The sequence below is a fragment of the Pedobacter africanus genome (genome assembly GCF_900176535.1).
Lineage (GTDB): Bacteria > Bacteroidota > Bacteroidia > Sphingobacteriales > Sphingobacteriaceae > Pedobacter > Pedobacter africanus.
In genome coordinates this window covers 2901988-2920104 of record NZ_FWXT01000001.1, presented here as the reverse complement: position 1 = coordinate 2920104, position 18117 = coordinate 2901988, and the positions used below count along the sequence as shown (strand labels likewise).

The 18117-nt window shown below is 42.4% G+C and carries 20 protein-coding genes; 2 read left to right on the top strand and 18 right to left on the bottom strand.

Annotated elements, in window-relative coordinates; translation table 11 throughout:
* The 18 genes from nuoH to B9A91_RS12115 form a co-directional block, all read right to left on the bottom strand.
* Positions 1-1038, bottom strand: a complete 1038-nt coding sequence (nuoH, locus tag B9A91_RS12200; protein ID WP_084238868.1) for an NADH-quinone oxidoreductase subunit NuoH — start codon at positions 1036-1038, stop codon at positions 1-3.
* Positions 1038-2042, bottom strand: a complete 1005-nt coding sequence (locus B9A91_RS12195) for an NADH-quinone oxidoreductase subunit G (protein WP_084238866.1) — start codon at positions 2040-2042, stop codon at positions 1038-1040. Before B9A91_RS12195 ends, nuoH begins: the two co-directional genes overlap by 1 nt.
* 19 nt (positions 2043-2061) lie before the next feature.
* Entirely contained in the window at positions 2062-3426 is a 1365-nt protein-coding gene (gene nuoF / locus B9A91_RS12190; protein WP_084238864.1) for an NADH-quinone oxidoreductase subunit NuoF, read from the bottom strand.
* On the bottom strand, positions 3426-3938 hold the full coding sequence (locus B9A91_RS12185; RefSeq protein WP_084238862.1) for an NADH-quinone oxidoreductase subunit NuoE family protein: 513 nt from the start codon (positions 3936-3938) through the stop codon (positions 3426-3428). The genes nuoF and B9A91_RS12185 overlap by 1 nt, the downstream gene beginning before the upstream one ends.
* Positions 3931-5145: an NADH-quinone oxidoreductase subunit D gene (locus B9A91_RS12180; protein WP_084238860.1), complete on the bottom strand. Its 1215-nt coding sequence runs from the start codon at positions 5143-5145 to the stop codon at positions 3931-3933. The genes B9A91_RS12185 and B9A91_RS12180 overlap by 8 nt, the downstream gene beginning before the upstream one ends.
* Positions 5146-5151: 6 nt before the next feature.
* The gene (locus tag B9A91_RS12175; protein WP_084238858.1) at positions 5152-5655 is read right to left on the bottom strand and encodes an NADH-quinone oxidoreductase subunit C; all 504 of its coding nucleotides are present in this window, start codon (positions 5653-5655) and stop codon (positions 5152-5154) included.
* The gene (locus B9A91_RS12170; RefSeq protein WP_084238856.1) at positions 5655-6197 is read right to left on the bottom strand and encodes an NADH-quinone oxidoreductase subunit B; all 543 of its coding nucleotides are present in this window, start codon (positions 6195-6197) and stop codon (positions 5655-5657) included. Before B9A91_RS12170 ends, B9A91_RS12175 begins: the two co-directional genes overlap by 1 nt.
* 106 nt (positions 6198-6303) lie before the next feature.
* A complete protein-coding gene (locus B9A91_RS12165) occupies positions 6304-6675 on the bottom strand; it encodes an NADH-quinone oxidoreductase subunit A (protein ID WP_084238854.1) in 372 nt (123 codons plus the stop codon).
* Between the two features lie 77 nt (positions 6676-6752).
* Complete coding sequence (locus B9A91_RS12160; protein WP_084238852.1) at positions 6753-8474, bottom strand: tetratricopeptide repeat protein; 1722 nt, start codon at positions 8472-8474, stop codon at positions 6753-6755.
* Between the two features lie 67 nt (positions 8475-8541).
* Positions 8542-9450 carry a substrate-binding domain-containing protein gene (locus tag B9A91_RS12155; protein ID WP_084238850.1) on the bottom strand — a complete coding sequence of 303 codons (909 nt, stop codon included), beginning with the start codon at positions 9448-9450 and terminating at the stop codon, positions 8542-8544.
* Between the two features lie 51 nt (positions 9451-9501).
* A complete protein-coding gene (locus tag B9A91_RS12150) occupies positions 9502-9729 on the bottom strand; it encodes a hypothetical protein (protein WP_084238848.1) in 228 nt (75 codons plus the stop codon).
* Positions 9730-9731: 2 nt separating this feature from the next.
* Positions 9732-10553 (bottom strand): energy transducer TonB, encoded by an 822-nt coding sequence (locus B9A91_RS12145; protein WP_084238846.1) that lies wholly within the window; start codon positions 10551-10553, stop codon positions 9732-9734.
* Positions 10554-10584: 31 nt separating this feature from the next.
* Entirely contained in the window at positions 10585-11124 is a 540-nt protein-coding gene (locus B9A91_RS12140; protein ID WP_084238845.1) for an ExbD/TolR family protein, read from the bottom strand.
* Positions 11125-11133: 9 nt separating this feature from the next.
* Positions 11134-11751 (bottom strand): ExbD/TolR family protein, encoded by a 618-nt coding sequence (locus tag B9A91_RS12135; RefSeq protein WP_084238843.1) that lies wholly within the window; start codon positions 11749-11751, stop codon positions 11134-11136.
* An 83-nt stretch (positions 11752-11834) separates the two neighbouring features.
* On the bottom strand, positions 11835-12674 hold the full coding sequence (locus B9A91_RS12130; protein ID WP_084238842.1) for a MotA/TolQ/ExbB proton channel family protein: 840 nt from the start codon (positions 12672-12674) through the stop codon (positions 11835-11837).
* 273 nt (positions 12675-12947) lie between these two features.
* Positions 12948-14552, bottom strand: coding sequence for a phosphoenolpyruvate carboxykinase (ATP) (pckA, locus tag B9A91_RS12125; protein WP_084238840.1), 1605 nt, complete (start codon positions 14550-14552; stop codon positions 12948-12950).
* 144 nt (positions 14553-14696) lie between these two features.
* A complete protein-coding gene (locus B9A91_RS12120) occupies positions 14697-15050 on the bottom strand; it encodes a translation initiation factor (protein ID WP_084238838.1) in 354 nt (117 codons plus the stop codon).
* Positions 15040-15930 carry a diacylglycerol/lipid kinase family protein gene (locus B9A91_RS12115; protein WP_084238836.1) on the bottom strand — a complete coding sequence of 297 codons (891 nt, stop codon included), beginning with the start codon at positions 15928-15930 and terminating at the stop codon, positions 15040-15042. The genes B9A91_RS12120 and B9A91_RS12115 overlap by 11 nt, the downstream gene beginning before the upstream one ends.
* A gap of 232 nt (positions 15931-16162) precedes the next feature.
* Here B9A91_RS12115 and metK point away from each other — a divergent pair, with 232 nt between their 5' ends.
* Both metK and B9A91_RS12105 read left to right on the top strand, forming a co-directional pair.
* Entirely contained in the window at positions 16163-17413 is a 1251-nt protein-coding gene (metK, locus tag B9A91_RS12110) for a methionine adenosyltransferase (protein ID WP_084238834.1), read from the top strand.
* Between the two features lie 323 nt (positions 17414-17736).
* The gene (locus B9A91_RS12105; protein WP_084238832.1) at positions 17737-18084 is read left to right on the top strand and encodes a hypothetical protein; all 348 of its coding nucleotides are present in this window, start codon (positions 17737-17739) and stop codon (positions 18082-18084) included.
* Positions 18085-18117: the final 33 nt, after the last annotated feature.

Here is an 18117-nt window from a genome sequence, read left to right as displayed (position 1 = left end):
TTAAAACTTCTCAATTATTGCAATCACAATACCAGTGATCACGATGTTTGCTATCGCAAGTGGGATCAATGCTTTCCAACCCAGATGCATCAACTGATCGTAGCGGAAACGCGGAATGGTCCAGCGCACCCACATGAAGAAAAATATAAATGCAAATATCTTAATGAAGAAAACAAGGGTCCCGAAAAGCGGTGCCCAGGTTGGTCCTAACCATATCGCCATCTGGTCCATGCCCGGATAGTTGTAACCACCAAAATATAAAGTAGCCATTACCGCCGATGAAACGAACATATTGATGTATTCAGCAAACAGGTAAAAGCCAAGCTTCATAGAAGAATACTCTGTGTGGTACCCTCCGATCAGTTCGGTTTCGCACTCTGGTAAATCAAAAGGGGCCCTGTTGGTCTCTGCAAAAGAGCAAACCATAAACAAGATAAAACCAAGGGGCTGGTACAGTACATTCCAGTGCCAGCCGTGCTGCTGCTCTACAATTTCTTTTAAACTCAATGTATTGGTCACCAATAGCAGGGCAATGATAGATAAGCCCATGGCAATTTCATAGCTGATGTTCTGGGAAGCGGCACGTATGGCACTCAGCAAAGAGTACTTATTGTTCGATGCCCATCCACCAATCATTACACCATAAACACCCAATGAAACTACACCAAAAATGTACAATAAGCCCACATTGATATCTGTTACCTGCAAAGGAATTACTTTATCGCCAATTGTAATCGGACTTCCCCACGGGATCACCGCAGTACCGATACAGGCCGTAAGCATGGCCAGTCCCGGGCCTACCATAAACAACCATTTGCTGGAATTTGAAGGAATGATTTCTTCCTTCATAAACATCTTTAAACCATCAGCCAGGGGCTGGAACATTCCGGCAGGACCAGCTCTATCCGGCCCAAGCCTGTCCTGTAAAAATGCCGCCACTTTTCTTTCCGCATAAGTAGAATACATGGCAATCAGTAAACTGATACCAAAAATGATAGCTACAAGTACAAATTTTTCTATTACAAAAGCTATATCCATTAGAATTTAGTGGTTTTTTCTAGTTCAACCTTATTTGCGGCCTGCAGTTTCGGATTGGGCTGTATTACCGGAAGCGGTTTTAAAGTTTCATAATGATTGGAAGCAATTACAGAAGTATCGCTGATGTGGGTAGGGTGCTCTATTACCCAGTCGGCCGTTTTCTTTTTGTCAAATCTGCAGGTATTGCAGATGAATTCTTCCACCTCGCCATAAATATCCTTACGTGCAGTTACCCTTAAAACATCTTCTCCCTTATACCACAGGGTTACTTTGCCGCTACAGGTAGGGCAATCCCGATGGGCATCAATAGGTTTGGTAAACCAAACCCTGTTCCTGAACCTGAAGGTCTTATCTGTTAAGGCACCAACCGGACAAACATCAATAACGTTACCCGAAAAATCGTTGTCTACCGCTGTCTGGATATATGTAGAGATTTCCGAATGGTCGCCCCTGTTCAGGATCCCATGAACCCTTTTGTTGGTGATCTGATCGGCAGTAAATACGCAGCGGTAGCACAAAATACATCTGTTCATGTGCAGCTGTATCTTATCACCTATATCTATACGCTCAAAAGTACGGCGTTCAAATTCATATCTCGTTTTCTGTAAACCATGTTCATAGCCCAGGTTCTGCAGGTCACATTCACCGGCCTGGTCACACACCGGACAATCCAAAGGGTGGTTAATCAATAACATTTCCACCACACCACTACGTGCCTCAAGCACTTCCGGAGAAGTGATGTTCATCACTTCCATCCCATCCATTACTGTTGTACGACAGGATGCTACCAGCTTGGGCATCGGACGCGGGTCTTTTTCAGAACCCTTGCTTACCTTAACAATGCAGGTACGGCATTTACCGCCACTGCCTTCTAATTTAGAATAATAGCACATCGCAGGCGGCACAATATCTCCCCCGATCTGTCTTGCAGCATTCAGGATAGAGGTACCTGGCGCTACTTCTACTGTTATTCCGTCTATGGTTACCTTAACTTTATCACTCATTGTTAAAGATTGTCTGATGTTAATTCTCTGTAGTAACAGCTTTGGCAATTGGCTCGGCATAATTTGCCAGCCCATAATTAGTAGTTAAGCTCTTTACAGGCTCATTTACATGCCACTCAAATTCGTCCCTGAAATGCCTGATCGCACTGGCAACAGGCCATGCGGCTGCATCACCAAGCGGACAAATCGTATTTCCTTCTATCTTTTTAGACACATCAACCAGCAAATCAATATCACTCATTTTGCCATGTCCATACTCTATTCGATGCAGCACTTTTTCCATCCAGCCGGTTCCTTCGCGACAAGGAGAGCATTGTCCGCAACTCTCGTGATGGTAAAATCTCGAGAAGTTCCAGGTATTTCTAACGATGCACTGATCTTCATCAAACGCGATAAAGCCACCCGAACCCATCATACTTCCGGTAGCAAAACCGCCCTCCGACAATGATTCATAGCTCATTAGTCTCGGCTCGCCGTTAGCCAGTTTTAAAGTTAAATTGGCAGGTAATATAGGCACCGATGATCCTCCGGCAACAGTAGCTTTCAGGCGCTTACCATTGGCAATACCTCCGCACCATTCCTCAGAATAAATAAATTCTTCAACCTGAAGACCCAGTTCTATCTCATATACACCTGGTCTTACCAAGTTACCAGAAGCTGAAATTAATTTCGTTCCTGTACTCCGGCCTATACCGATCTTTGCGTACTCATCGCCGCCATCATTCACTATAGGCACCACAGCAGCAATAGACTCTACGTTATTTACTACAGTAGGGCAGCCGTACAATCCGGCAATTGCCGGGAAAGGAGGCTTGATCCTTGGATTACCCCTTTTACCTTCCAGTGATTCCAGCAGGGCTGTTTCCTCACCACAGATATAGGCGCCACCCCCGGGCTGTACATACAGTTCCAAGTCATAACCCGAGCCTAAAATATTTTTACCGAGGAAACCCGCATTTTTTGCCTCTGCAATTGCTTTTTCCAGGATACGGATTTGCGGCATCATTTCTCCACGCACATAGATATAAGAGGTATTTGCACCCAGTGCAAAACTGGAAACGATCATCCCCTCTATCAATGCATGCGGAATGTGTGTCATCAGGTAACGGTCTTTGAACGTTCCAGGCTCAGATTCATCAGCATTGCACACCAGGTAACGGGGCACACCTTCAGGCTTAGCCAGAAAACTCCATTTCATCCCCGTAGGGAATCCCGCACCACCCCTGCCGCGCAAGCCAGACTTCTTTACCTCTTCTACTACTTCATCAGGAGTAAGGGTTTTCAATGCCTTTTCTACTGCGCGGTACCCGCCTTTCTGGCGATAAACATCAAAAGTATTGATGCCTGGTACATTAATATGTTCTAATAACAGTTTACGTCCCATTATTTTCTGCGTAAATCTTCTATCAATTTATCTACCTTTTCCTCGTCCAGGTTCTCATAAAATGTATACTCCGGGCCAATCTGTAAAACTGGTCCATAGCCACAGGCGGCCAGGCACTCTACACCTCTCCAGCTAAACAAGCCATCCGGAGTCACCTCGTTCTCTTTCACGCCAAGCCGGTTTTCTATATGGCTCATTAGTTTTTCAGCACCAACCAAACAGCAAGGTCCGGTTCTGCAAACCTCCAGCGTATACTTGCCCTGAGGCTTTAAAAAGTACATGGTATAGAACGAAGCCACTTCATATACTTCAATATCCTGAATATCCAGGTAAGCGGCAACCTTGTTCATGGCATCAGTGCTTAACCAGCCCAGTTCTGCCTGCACTTCATGCAGGATAGGCAGCAAGGCCGATTTTTGTCGTCCTTCCGGATATCTTTTTACAATCTCATCAAACTTTGCCATCAAAGCCGATGAAAATTCTACAGGTTGTTGTTCTTCTACTTTAAGCATCTAATTCTCCTGCAATAATATTCATGCTACTCATGTTAATAATGGCATCCGATAACAGCATGCCTTTACTCATGGGTGCAAACATTTGATAATTTATAAAACTAGGCCTCCTGAAATGCAGACGGTAGGGTGTTCTGCCTCCATCATTGATCAGGTAAAAACCAAGCTCACCGTTACCACCTTCAACAGCGTGGTAAACTTCGGCTTTTGGTGCATCTATCTCGCCCATCACAATTTTAAAGTGGTAGATCAGGGCCTCCATATTGTTGTACACTTCTTCTTTGGCAGGCAGATAGAATTCTGGAACATCTGCATGGAAAATTCCTGCAGGTTCGTTCTTCAGTTTCTGCATAGCCTGTTCAACCAGGCGTATACTCTGCCACATTTCTTCGTTACGAACCAGGTAACGGTCGTAAATATCGCCTGCAGTACCTACCGGCACTTCAAAATCAAAATCATCATAAGAAGCATATGGCTCACTTACACGCACATCGTAATCCACCCCCGTAGCGCGCAGCAAAGGACCTGACCAGCTGTAATCCAAAGCTTGCTCCGGTGTTACACAGGCAACGCCCGAAGTACGGTCTATAAAGATCCTGTTCCTGTTTAGCAGGCTTTCAAATTCCTTCAGTGCCACCGGGAACTCTTTTAAGAATTTATTGATCTTAGCAAAAGCGATGTCATTAAAATCACGCTCGAAACCGCCAATGCGGCCAATATTGGTCGTTAACCTGGCACCACATACTTCTTCAAAAATTTCATAGATATGCTCCCTGAACTGGAACAGATAAAGGAAGGTAGTAGTTGCACCGGTATCCTGGGCAATAATGGTGTTACAGATAATGTGATCTGCTATTCGCGAAAGCTCCATCACAATTACCCTCAGGTAATCTACACGCTTTGGCGTTTGTATGTTCAACAGCTTTTCCACCGTCATGTGCCAGCCCATATTATTAATGGGCGAAGAACAGTAGTTTAACCTGTCTGTAAGCGGGGTAATCTGGTAAAAAGGGCGGTGTTCAGCTATCTTTTCAAAAGCGCGGTGAATATACCCTATAGTAGAAACACCACTTACAATTCGTTCCCCATCCAGCTGTAATACGTTCTGGAAAACACCATGTGTTGCCGGATGCGTTGGGCCCAGGTTCAGGGTAACCAACTCACTCTGCGGATCATTATCTGTATATACTGGCTGATTGTGATTCATAATTACTTATCTACCAAAGTATTCGTCTTTTTTATCTACTCTGTTCGGATCCTCCAAAGGATATTGCTTCAGCATCGGGTGCACACCCAGGTCGTCCATATTCAAAATCCTTCTCAAATCCGGGTGCCCTTCAAATTTTACACCGAACAGATCATACGTTTCGCGTTCCATCCAGTTGGCGCCATTCCACAGCACAGTTGCTGTAGGGATTGTAGGATGCTGTTCATCTATAAACACCTTTACCCTTACCCTGATCCTGCTTACCATGTTGTGCAGGTGATAAACCACGGCAATGCCATGCTTTTTTTCCGGGTAGTGTACTGCTGTAATGTCTGTAAGGAAACTAAAGCCCCTAGCGTCATTTTCCTTCAAAAATCTCAGCACTTCAATAATTACATCTTTGGTAGTTTCAAAAGTAAGCAAACCATAAGGCTCATTCACATTAGTCACTTTATCCCCAAACTTTGCGCTTAACGACTCAATTACTGTCTGATTAGTTACTTCTGCCATTATAGTATTCCGTATGAAGCCAACATTTCCTTATACTGCTCAGAATTTCTCCTTCTTGAAGATTCATTTTTAACCAGCTCCTGGATCTTACCAAAGCCATCCAGAATGGCTTCAGGCCTTGGAGGACAGCCCGGCACATACACATCGACAGGAATAATCTCATCTATACCCTGCAATACAGAGTAAGTATCAAATATACCCCCGCTCGACGCACAGGCGCCAACGGCCATTACCCAACGTGGCTCGGCCATCTGCAGATAAACCTGTTTTAAAACCGGCGCCATTTTTTTTGCAATGGTACCCATCACCATAAGCAGATCTGCCTGACGGGGCGAAAAACTTAAGCGTTCAGATCCAAAACGACCAAAATCATAATGAGAACCCATTGTTGCCATAAACTCAATACCGCAACAAGAAGTGGCAAATGGCAGAGGCCATAAGGAATGCGAGCGAGCCAAACCAATAACTTTATCAAGGGAGGTTGCAAAAAACCCAGATCCTTCTATGCCTGGCGGCGCGTCTACTATATTGATGTCACTCATGATAAAAAACGAAAAAGGTTCATTCCTTTAAAGAATGAACCACAAATTTACAATTTTTTGATGCAAATGATTTACATCATCAGCATTTAGAAACGATCTAAATAGACTAATTCCAATCCAGTGCTTTCTTCTTCAATACGTATATAAAGCCTAGTAAAAGGGTGCCCATAAATACAAACATTTCTATCATTCCGGTCATGCCCAGATCCCGGAAATTCACCGCCCATGGATACATAAAGATCACCTCAACATCAAACAACACGAAGAGGATAGCTACCAGAAAATACTTGATAGAGAAAGGCTGACGCGCATTACCAATTGTTTTTATCCCTGCTTCAAAAGTCTCCAGTTTATCTTTGGTTTTTCTTTTAGGGCCTAAAAAGTGGGTAGCAATAAGTGTGGTAACCACAAAACCTAAAGCAACAACAACTTGAAATATAATGGGTAAAAAATCTACAGGTACACTTTGTGTTTCCATTTGACAATAATTTGGAACAAAAATAAAACAAAAAGGCAGGATAACAACCCTGCCTTTTCATTTTATTACTCAATTTATTACTTTTTCTTAACCGGTGCCTTAGGAGCTGGTCCGGCCAGCTGTTTTAATCCTTCCTGAGCTGTAGCATTCTGAGGATCTAAAGCCAAAGCTTTATCCCAGTACAGTTTCGCTTTTGCTTTATCTTCTTTATAAGCGGCAAAACCTGCAATTTGGTTGTAAGCCTCAACCATGCTTTTCGGTGATGGGGCTGGCTGTACATTTTTAGCCACACGCGCTTCAGCCGAATCCAGGTATTGCTGATAATAAGGCAGCTTCAAGCCTTTAGGATCTGTATCACTATCCATAAAGTTTGCAACCCTTGCCCTCCAGAGTATGGCATCAATAGTACCTGGGGCACCTTTCAGCAAACTTGCAAAAGCAGCATCCGCTTTAACCAAAAGATCTTTTGACGGATTGGTTTTTGCACTATAACCTTGTCCATAAAGGAAATATCCTGCTAGCCCCTGGTAATAGTAATTATACAAAGAACCTTTTCCATTAGGATTGTATTTGTTTACGATATCGTAAGTCGCAATCGCCTTTGGATAATTTTTCGCATCATAGTAACTTTTAGCCACCTCCGCCAATGCCTCCGCTTTTGTAGAATCCATTTCAACAGCTTTGGTGAGGTTTATTACGGCTAAACTATCTTGTTTGTTCTGAGCTTGTGCCTTCCCTAAATATAGATAATCGGAAGCAATAATCCGGCTCTTGTCCACTTTCGCAAAATAGTCGTTCATATACTGCAAACTGGCAGGATAATTTTTATTTTCAAATGCAGAATAACCACGCAGCCTTAACACTACAGGTAATTTAGGATCATTTGTAGATGCTGCAGCAATCTCTGAAGTTACCTGCTCCAGGGTTTTAAAGTCTCCTGCATAAAATAAAAACTGAGCATAGCGCAATTTAGATTCAAAAGATTTATCAGTAAGATCCAGATACTTCTTGTAATTCTCCAATGCCTGAGCTGACTTTGTTGCAAATTCAGCAGGCACCTGATTAGCCCATTGCATGTAAAGTTCTGCCAGCTCCCTGTAAGCAGGGCCATAGTTCGCATCTTTAGCAATCGCTTCTTTCAGACGCTCTTCCGACTCTGGAAAGGCCCTCGAATCTTTATACATCCGGCCAATCTGAACAGGGGCCCTCAAAAGGTTCTCGTTGATGTTCATTGCCCTCATATAATTCTGCAAGGCTTCAGAGTTTTTATTTTGCAAGGCATAATAATCACCTAAAGCAACAAAAGTTTCTGCATCCTTATCATTGGCATCCAGTTCATCTGCCTTTTGCAAATAAGGCAATGCCGCCTCAAAGTCAGGCTTATCTGTAGAGATATAAGCTTTTCCGATATACAATTGCGGGATGTAATCTTTTTTAGAAGATACTTCTACCGCTTTTGCAAAGTTTGTCTTTGCCGAAGCGGCATTATTTGACAGCAAATCTGCTTCTCCCAAACCGATATAATTCAGTGAATTTTTTGGATCTGCAGTTACTCCTCTGGTAAATACCGCACGTGCCGAATCTACGTAGTCCATTTTAAGGTAAACTTCGCCTAAACTATAGTAATTCTCACCTTTAGAGGCTTGTGAATTTACCAATGTTTTCAGCATAGAAGCCGCTTTCTGATACTGTTCGGCATCTATCGCCTTCTTCGCGTCGTTTAAGCTCTGAGCAAAAGAGGCAGAACCCATCACTACCAACCCTAAACCTAAGGTTATTGCTTTCTTTGTCATTTTCATGGTTCGTCTATTGATTTTTAGTTCATACAAAGCACCGTTTACGTGCTTCGTGGTTCAAATATAAAATTTAGTTCGTATTCTTAAAATTAAAATCTCTTGAAGTCAGTTTATGCGGACCTAGTCCGGATTTAAGTACAATCAATTGTCCCCTCTGGCTTACTAACCAGTTTGCAAAACCTGTGCCTAAACCATCTCTACCCTGAGCATCAATGAAATATACATTTCTTAAAAACGGATAAATGCCGCTGATCAAATTCGCCTGAACAGGCTTATAAAACGCATCATCCCCCTTTTTCCCTTTTAAATTCTTAACCCCCATCTGTTTTACCTTAGCCAACTCGGCTGACATACTGTCATCATTGGTCATCAGCCAGTTGACGCCTAGCACACCAATTATCCCCCTATTTTTCGCAATATACTTAATTACATCATTATTTGTCTTTAAAGTATAAACACCTTTAGCAGGAAGGCTATTTATACCTGCAAGCTCTTTAAAATATCTTAAAGTGCTCGAATAAGCGTTATCAAACACCAATTGCTTGCCACTGGTCGAAGTCCCCTTTAAAACCGCTATCACTTCATTTACGGTAATATTTGAGTCCGGGTTTTCCTTATCCGTAATTAAAGCGATCCCGTCAATTGCAAATCTTGATGTTTTAGGGACAATACTCCGCTTTCTGTAGCTATTGTCCTCATCTTTGGTCAGCATTCTCGACAAAACGATTACCCTGACACTGTCATTTAAAAAAGTAGGGATAATTTGTTGTTCATTCCCCTCCCTGATCTTAAACTCCGCATTCGCATAATCCGTTTTAAATACTTCGATCTGATCGGCAAGCACTTTAGAGAAAGACTCATCAACCAAAATCTCTACGTTACCGGATGTACGTGTTTGCTCTACGGCATCTACCGGTTTTGGCTTTTGCTTGCAGGCAACAAATACAGTCAATAAAAGGATAAAACCAAGGTTTTTCATTGAAAATGATATTTTAATTTATTTGAGCAAAGAGGGGTTAACGCTATACGCTTATTCTTCCGGCTTCTGGTTCATTAAACGGATGAACCGGATCACTCCATACACGATCAACAAACAACCCAGCATAATCCGGTATTTGGGCTGAAACTCGCTTAATAGCTTTGTCCCAAAAATTAGCATGCTGCCCAATACCATGTAAAAAAGGAACATGACCAGGCCTAAAATGAACAGAAATCGCTGTTGAGGCGATTTCTGTTTAAATGTTTCAAGATTAAACATTCTTAATTCGATAACGTAAAGCTGATTGGAATGTTGTATTTTACACGTACAGGTTTACCATTCTGGATACCTGGAGTCCAACGCGGACTTTCTTTCAATACCCTAATGGCTTCCTCATCGGTACCGCCACCAAGTTTTCTTTCCACTTTAATGTCGGTCAATGCACCATTCTTTTCCACAACGAAAGACATAAACACTTTACCTTGAATGTTATTTTCCTGGGCCATTGCAGGATACCTTACCGTTTTTTTCAGGTAGGCATAGAATTTGTCCATACCACCCGGAAAGCTTGGCTGGGTTTCGATACTCACAAAGTCATAAACTTTGGTGTCCTCTACAACTGCTGCCTGTTTAGGCCCGTCCCCTACAGGTCCGGCAATCACAATGTCAGCATCAGGGTCACCGGCAATCGTTTTCTGACCCGGATCAGCTTTTTTCAAATCTTCAATCTGAACAGGCTCTTTATCTACCACCTCATTATCCGGTTTTACAATCGGAGGAGGGAATTTTACCTGGTCTTGTTTTGGTGGCGGAGGCTCAACCGGTGGCGGCGGAGGGGTCTCCGGGTTTACCGGTGGAGGGGGTGCAACCACTACCTCAACCTGTTTCACTACCTCATCTTCAGGCAGCTTGCCTTTGATCAAGCTAAAGATCTTCGGCGAGATGAATAACAGCACAAACGCAGTTGCTGATATCAATAAGGCCCTTGTAGTAATGGAGGAACTTTCCCTACGCAGCTCATAGGCTCCATATTTCTTGTTCTTATTCGCAAATACTACGTCAAGCCATTCTGTTTTTAATAAATCTATTTTAGAACCAAACATAGCCTACTATTTAATATCGTTAATTATTTTATTATAAAATTCCACCTTGTTTCATGAAATCTTTTTCAGCATCAGTAATGTTCTCGTCATCAATTGCAGGCGCGGTAGTGATCTTGGTGATCGCCAACTCGTCCATAATGTCAACAAAGTTCTTATAAGTTGCCCCGGAAGTAGGCTTGATCACCATAATGATCTGTCTGCCACCCGTAGCATCTGCTACCTTCTTTTTATTGTCAAGTATTGTTTTCCTAATATCAGAAAAACTCTCAATATTAGGCGTTGATTTTCCTGCCTCGCCCATATACCATGCAACCTTATTGTTTTTACCCAACAAAATTGTCATCGTTTCAGATGCACGCAGTTCGTTCCGCTCCTGGGAGTTATCGTCCTTATCAGGCTTTGCAATATCCATTGCTATCGGTTTCGACAGGGAGGTGGTTAACATAAAGAAGGTGATCAGCAAGAAGGCCAGATCCACCATGGCAGTTAAATCTACCTTGGTATTCGCTTTCTTGGTTCTTACTTTCCCGCCTTTTTTGCCACCCCCGCTGGAGGTATCTAATTCTGCCATGTTATATAATTATTGCGCTCCGCCTTCGGCAGACGTAATTAAACTAAATTTGTTAATTTTCTGCTTCTGAAGAATGTCAACTATCTTTTTAACAGTAGGATATTCTTCATTCGCATCACCCTTAATACTCACACGCATCTGTGTAGAATGCAATTCAGCAACTGAATGACGGGACTGCATCAACCATTCAGCAAGCTGGTTGTTGGTGGAATCAGCAGGTATCCCAGCAGATGTTTCCTGAAACTTTTTCCTCTGGTCAGCATTCATAGCTAGAAACTGCTTTAAATTCTGGATTGGAACCCCGAAAGAGCCTACTACCCCAAATCGCTGAATTTCTTCAGGAGTAAACTGAATGCCGTATTTCTCCCCCATTTTAGGCAAGGTAGCTTTTCTTACATCCTGTCCCACAATCTCATAAAACACTTTACCTTTTCCAATAGATAATATACCCATATCCGTATCAGGGACCTTAAGCTTATAAGTCGATGAAGGAATGGTTACATCCAGAGGGTCAGGCTGACGTGCTGTCGCTGTTAATATAAAGAAAGTAAGCAATAGGAAAGATACGTCGCACATGGCGGTCATATCTATCGAAGTACTCTTTCTCTGAACCTTTGCTCTTGGCATAATTTAAAAATTATTAATGTTTTTACTAATGATGTTTATTCTTCCGGTTTTCCATAAAGCCGGTAAAAAAAATTCATTATTTTTTATTTATGCGTACTAGCGTAAGTCTGGATGATGCTGAAACCAGCTTCGTCAATTGCGTAAGTTAACTTATCAATTTTAGAAGTAAGGATGTTGTACATGATGATCGCGAAGGTAGAAGTACCGATACCAGTAGCCGTGTTAATCAAAGCCTCAGAGATACCAGTTGCAAGCGCAGCCTGATCCGGAGCACCAGAGTTGGCCAAACCACCAAAGGCCTTGATCATACCTGTTACTGTACCCAATAGACCGGTCAATGTACCTACAGATACCAAGGTAGCAATTACAGTTAAGTTTTGCTCTAACATTGGCATTTCTAAAGTAGTTGCTTCTTCGATGTCTTTTTGAATAGCTAAACATTTCTGATCTGTATCCATATTAGGTTCTACTTCCATCTCACGGTATTTTTTCAAACCTGATTTGATAACGTTTGCAACAGAACCTTGTTGTTTATCGCATTCTGCCATAGCAGCCTCGATGTTATTAGAATTTAAAAGTGACTGGATTTTTTTAACAAATGAATCTAATCCGCTTTTGCCGGTAGCTTTGCTGATCACGATCATACGCTCAATAGAGAATACGATTACCATCAGGAACATCCCTAAAAGTATAGGTACGATCACTCCGCCTTTGTAAGCCATACCCATATAGTTACCTACTTTCGGTAGTGTATCGTGCAAATCAGGATCAGCGCCGTCGATAAAGTTGCCCCTATCACCGAAGATGAATTTGTAAACACAGATTCCGATGATGATACAAATAGGAATTGTTAAGGTTGCGAATAAATTTGAAGCTGACGAGCTCTCTTTCTTTACTGTTGTAGGTTTTGGTGCGTTTGCCATTTTTTTTTAGTTTTTTAGTTTTTAGTACTTTGTTTTTTAAAATTAGATTAAATATTCCGTAATACACACAACGACCATTATAAACAATTGTTGTAACAACAAAATTATAATTTTGATTTTAATTCCAAATTAAATAATCGTTAGTCTATTCCCCGAGTATTTCCCCTCACGTATTAGTTATAATTAAAAAAGATTGCCTCGGTGGGGAGACAATCTTTCGCAATTAAAACTAAAAAAAAATTGAAATGCAAATTTTTCGTAAAAAAAATGCTTTTAATGTGTGTTTTCAACAACTTTAGGCAGGGATGCCAGCATTTCTTCGCTCGCATCAGCTTCAAACTGTTTAAAGTTATTTATAAATGCCCCGGCAAGTTCGTTGGCCTTCTGATCATATTCCTTTGCATCTGTCCAGGTATTTCTTGGGTTCAGTATTTCAGAAGGAACACCAGGGCAACTCAATGGCATATGGAGTCCAAATACCGGATCGGCCTCGAAAGCTATATTTTCAAACTCACCGTGCAGCGCTGCTGTAATCATGGCACGGGTATAAGCCAGCTTCATCCGTTTTCCTACACCATACGCACCGCCGCTCCAACCGGTATTGACGAGCCATACGTTAACCTGATGCTTGCGCATCTTTTCTCCCAGCAAGCTGGCATAACGTATAGGGTGCAGCGGTAAAAAAGCCTTTCCAAAGCAGGCCGAGAAAGTAAGCTGAGGTTCAGTAACACCCGCCTCGGTTCCTGCAACCTTAGCTGTATAACCCGATACGAAATGGAACATCGCCTGCCCTGCACTCAGTTTGGAAATGGGAGGCAGCACGCCAAAGGCATCTGCAGTTAAAAAGAAAATATTTTTTGGCATTCCCGCAATTGAAGGAATGATGGCATTGTCGATATAATGAATCGGATAAGCCACCCTTGTATTCTCTGTCTTATCGATATTCGAAAAATCAACAGTATGTGTGCCCGGAAAATAATTGATATTTTCCAGTAAAGATCCAAATTTAATGGCGTTAAAGATCTGAGGCTCTTTTTCAGCAGTCAGGTCCACACATTTTGCATAACAACCGCCTTCAAAGTTAAAAACGCTGTTCTCGCTCCAGCCATGCTCATCGTCGCCAATCAGGCCACGTTCCGGATCAGCAGAAAGTGTGGTTTTCCCGGTGCCCGACAGTCCAAAAAAGATCGCCGTGTCTCCGTCCTTGCCTACATTGGCCGAGCAATGCATGGATAAGGTGTTCCGCTGTTCAGGTAAAACAAAATTAAGTACAGAGAATATCCCTTTCTTGATTTCCCCGGTATAACCAGAGCCACCAATAATGATCATTTTCCTGGTAAAATTCAGGATCGAAAAATTCGACTGTCGGGTGCCATCCACATCCGGATCGGCCAGGAAGGTGGGAGCAGCAATGATGGTCCACTCTGGTCTTGAACCCAATTCTTCAGCTATAGGGCGCAAAAACAGGTTATTCGCAAAAAGATTCTGATAAGCAGTTTCTGTAACTACCCTGATGGTAGTTTTATACTGCTCATCTGCGCAGGCATAAGCATCCCTTACATAAAAATCACTTTTGTTCATGTAAGTGGTGATCTTCTCAAAAAGTGAGTTGAATTTTGTCGGGTCAAATTTGATGTTGATGTCACCCCACCATACCGCACGCTCGGTAATGGCGTCACAAACAATAAATCTGTCTTTAGGTGAACGGCCGGTAAATTTTCCCGTATCGATCGCCAATGCACCGGTATCGGCAAGCGTGCCTTCTCCGTTCTTCAAGGCTTCTTCAACCAGTTCTGCTACATTAAGCTGATATAATGCCCTGTCCGAATCCAGGTTCAGATAGTTCAAATCAGGCTTAAGCATAAAAGCTTTGCTCATAAATAAATAAGTTAGTCCGGCAAAGTTATACAGATTAAAAGGGAAAAAACATGATTTTGCCCGAAAAATTTACTTATTGTCGCCGGTACACTAACACACAACTACCTGTATACCAGTAATTTAAAACGATTTCATATTTAGCTTTTAACCGCCAGATTTTTTTGCTTTATAGCCTTCTTTTTGGAGCAGCAGCAACACTTTATCCCTGAAATCGCCCTGTATTAAAATCTCTCCGTCCTTGGCCGACCCACCTACACCGCACTTGCTTTTCAGCATTTTCCCAAGTTTATCCAGCGCTTCATCACTTCCAATAAAGCCAGTTACCAAGGTCACCGCTTTCCCCCCGCGGTTCTTGCGGTCCAGCATAACCCTAAGGTCCTGCTGGTTATTTGCCAGCTCTTCGGCCGGGCCTGCATTTTGGTCTTCATAAATAAAAGAAGGGTCGGTAGAATACATAATCCCACCAAAATCGTTCAATGTTTTCTTTTTAGCCTTCATAATCTGGTGTAATGATGTTTAAGGACAAAGGTTGAATTGATGCAGCAATCTCCTGGCCCATAAAAAAGGGTTCACCATCGATATGGATTGCATCGTCCTTTGGCCTGCGGATGCGTATATTTTCCCCTTTTATGATTTCCACCAGATTTGAATTGTCTGTCTTGGAATTCAGCATTTCATAAGCCAGCACCGGCAGCTTGTACATCGGAAATTCCTTAACAATGCAAATATCCAGCAAGCCATCGGTAACAGAGGCGGCAGGTGCAATATGCGCATTGTTCCCATACTGCGATGAATTGGCCAGACTGATCACAAAGGCTGTCCGTACATATTCCTTTCCATCGATTACAATATGGTAGGTTTGCGGCTTGTAGCTCAGCACTTCGCGAAGGCCCAGCTTTAAATAACCGCTCAGGCCCCTGCCTTTATTTCCGGCAAATACAGAACTGATATGGGCATCAAACCCCATTCCGGCCATGTTAAAAAAATGCTTGTCGTTAAATGTTGCAGTATCGATTTGCCTGACCCGGAGGTCGTTGATCACCTTTATGGCTTTTACCGTATTCATGGGTATCCTCAGGAACCTGGCCAGACCGTTTCCCGAGCCAAAAGGCAGTATTCCAAGTATTTTATGCTGTTGCATCACTTTGGTACCTACTTCATTGATCGTCCCATCCCCGCCAACGGCCACAATGATGTCAAAATTTTTGTTTGCAGCCTCTTCGGCTATTTCAGAAGCATGGCCAATGTATTCAGTAAAAGCGAAATTTGGATTAAATTTCTGCCGGTCTAAATTCGCGTCAATCAGCCCAGGAATCCTGAGCTTATCCTTTCCGCCGGATATGGGATTGATAATAAATAAGATATTCGATTTTGACAAAGCCTTTCCCGGTTATATTAATCTACAAAATAATCGATATTTTTTGACTATTTAAATATATAATGTAATTTTGCGGCACTAAAGTGGACTGATTTGCGATGCTATCTAAAAATAGCGGGATTGCAACCACGTAAAAAAAAGTGCTAACCTGTCATACACTTCATTTTACCGCCTGTTTACAGGGTCATCTTCCATTTTAATAATTGTTTACTCATTAAATTGATTATTTAAAATGTCGTATTTATTTACATCAGAATCTGTTTCAGAAGGGCACCCTGATAAGATCGCAGATCAGATTTCGGACGCCCTAATTGACAACTTCCTGGCCTTTGATGCCGAATCTAAAGTAGCCTGTGAAACCCTGGTAACTACCGGTCAGGTGATTTTAGCTGGTGAAGTAAAATCTACCACTTACCTGGATGTGCAGCAGATTGCCCGCGAGGTGATCCGCAAAATCGGTTACACCAAAAGTGAGTATATGTTTGAAGCCAACTCCTGCGGGATCCTTTCGGCCATACATGAACAAAGCCAGGACATTAACCAGGGGGTAGACCGTTCCAGCAAAGAAGAGCAGGGTGCGGGCGACCAGGGCATGATGTTTGGCTACGCCACCAATGAAACCGAAAACTATATGCCACTGGCATTAGACCTTTCCCATACCCTTTTGCAGGAACTGGCTATCTTAAGACGCGAAAATAAGGAAATCACTTATTTACGCCCGGATGCCAAATCGCAGGTAACCCTGGAGTATTCAGACGACAACAAACCTGTCCGTATTGATGCCATTGTAATTTCTACCCAGCACGATGACTTTGATGAAGAAACTAAAATGCTGGCCAAGATCAAAAAAGACCTGGTAGAGATCCTGATCCCGCGCATCATTGCCAAATACCCTCAATACGCTCATTTATTCAACGATAAGATCCAATACCACATCAACCCTACCGGCAAGTTCGTGATCGGAGGGCCGCATGGGGATACCGGTTTAACCGGACGTAAGATCATTGTGGATACTTATGGTGGTAAAGGTGCCCATGGTGGTGGTGCTTTCTCTGGAAAAGACCCGAGCAAGGTAGACAGAAGCGCAGCTTATGCTACCCGTCACATTGCCAAAAACCTGGTTGCTGCCGGTGTTGCAGATGAGATTCTGGTGCAGGTAAGTTATGCCATTGGTGTGGCGCAGCCTATGGGTATCTATATCAATACCTACGGTACTTCCAAAGTGAATAAAACCGATGGAGAGATCGCTAAGATCGTTGAAGGTATATTTGATATGCGCCCTTATTTCATTGAGCAGCGCCTGAAACTGAGGAACCCGATTTATAGCGAAACTGCTGCTTACGGACACATGGGCCGCAAGCCGGAAACCGTAACCAAGGTTTTCAGATCACCTAACGGTGAAGAAAAATCAGTTACCGTTGAGCTGTTCACATGGGAAAAACTGGATTTTGTAGATAAAGTAAAAACTGCTTTTGATTTATAAAAAATAGTCAGCAAAATAATGAAAGCCTTTCTGCACAAATAGAAAGGCTTTTTTTATCTCTAAAATCAGCATTTTTTCCGCAAGTTAGTCAGGGATCTGTAGCAGTTTCGTTTAAGGTTTATACAATGTTAATACAATGCTTAAACATTATTCATACAATATTTAAACAATTAGCAATTGTATAAAGAGTGTTTTAAGAAAGGCTATTCTTTGATTTAAAATAAAGGCAATCTCAAACCAGTCTCAAAGCCGGATCGAGGATAAACCGATTTGTGCTAAAACTATTTCACTCCCCCGCTGTTCTATTACAAAAAATAGAAACCATGGAACATCCTATAGAAATGAACACATTGAGCCAGATTTTAGAAAAACTGAGAACCAAAGGCCTGGATAACGAAATTAAAATGACCGACCATGGCAAAATGCAGGGGGTTGGTGTCAATAAGATCTATAATCCGGAAGACCTGACCATTATAAAAACCTACCGTTTTGAAGGTGATTCTGATCCGGGCGATAACTCTGTACTTTATTTATTGGAGGACAAGGACGGCCAGATTGGTTATATCCTGGATGCCTACGGCATGTACACATCGCAGGAAAATGCTGGTTTTGATGATTTCCTGAAAAAAATACCAACGGCAGATCGCGATCTGCAGGAGCTATTGAGTTAAATTCATTGCAATAGGTAAATGGCCGTGTGATTA

Bases quoted from the DNA above. Each gene is read 5' to 3' on its own strand.
- B9A91_RS12165 (WP_084238854.1), bottom strand. From the start codon at position 6,675: ATGGAAACACAAAGTGTACCTGTAGATTTTTTACCCATTATATTTCAA.
- B9A91_RS12135 (WP_084238843.1), bottom strand. From the start codon at position 11,751: ATGCCAAGAGCAAAGGTTCAGAGAAAGAGTACTTCGATAGATATGACC.
- B9A91_RS12175 (WP_084238858.1), bottom strand. From the start codon at position 5,655: ATGGCAGAAGTAACTAATCAGACAGTAATTGAGTCGTTAAGCGCAAAG.
- B9A91_RS12130 (WP_084238842.1), bottom strand. From the start codon at position 12,674: ATGGCAAACGCACCAAAACCTACAACAGTAAAGAAAGAGAGCTCGTCA.
- B9A91_RS12140 (WP_084238845.1), bottom strand. From the start codon at position 11,124: ATGGCAGAATTAGATACCTCCAGCGGGGGTGGCAAAAAAGGCGGGAAA.
- B9A91_RS12160 (WP_084238852.1), bottom strand. From the start codon at position 8,474: ATGAAAATGACAAAGAAAGCAATAACCTTAGGTTTAGGGTTGGTAGTG.
- B9A91_RS12120 (WP_084238838.1), bottom strand. From the start codon at position 15,050: ATGAAGGCTAAAAAGAAAACATTGAACGATTTTGGTGGGATTATGTAT.
- B9A91_RS12155 (WP_084238850.1), bottom strand. From the start codon at position 9,450: ATGAAAAACCTTGGTTTTATCCTTTTATTGACTGTATTTGTTGCCTGC.
- nuoF (WP_084238864.1), bottom strand. From the start codon at position 3,426: ATGGGACGTAAACTGTTATTAGAACATATTAATGTACCAGGCATCAAT.
- metK (WP_084238834.1), top strand. From the start codon at position 16,163: ATGTCGTATTTATTTACATCAGAATCTGTTTCAGAAGGGCACCCTGAT.
- B9A91_RS12145 (WP_084238846.1), bottom strand. From the start codon at position 10,553: ATGTTTGGTTCTAAAATAGATTTATTAAAAACAGAATGGCTTGACGTA.
- B9A91_RS12150 (WP_084238848.1), bottom strand. From the start codon at position 9,729: ATGTTTAATCTTGAAACATTTAAACAGAAATCGCCTCAACAGCGATTT.
- nuoH (WP_084238868.1), bottom strand. From the start codon at position 1,038: ATGGATATAGCTTTTGTAATAGAAAAATTTGTACTTGTAGCTATCATT.
- B9A91_RS12105 (WP_084238832.1), top strand. From the start codon at position 17,737: ATGGAACATCCTATAGAAATGAACACATTGAGCCAGATTTTAGAAAAA.
- B9A91_RS12185 (WP_084238862.1), bottom strand. From the start codon at position 3,938: ATGCTTAAAGTAGAAGAACAACAACCTGTAGAATTTTCATCGGCTTTG.
- pckA (WP_084238840.1), bottom strand. From the start codon at position 14,552: ATGAGCAAAGCTTTTATGCTTAAGCCTGATTTGAACTATCTGAACCTG.
- B9A91_RS12180 (WP_084238860.1), bottom strand. From the start codon at position 5,145: ATGAATCACAATCAGCCAGTATATACAGATAATGATCCGCAGAGTGAG.
- B9A91_RS12170 (WP_084238856.1), bottom strand. From the start codon at position 6,197: ATGAGTGACATCAATATAGTAGACGCGCCGCCAGGCATAGAAGGATCT.
- B9A91_RS12195 (WP_084238866.1), bottom strand. From the start codon at position 2,042: ATGAGTGATAAAGTTAAGGTAACCATAGACGGAATAACAGTAGAAGTA.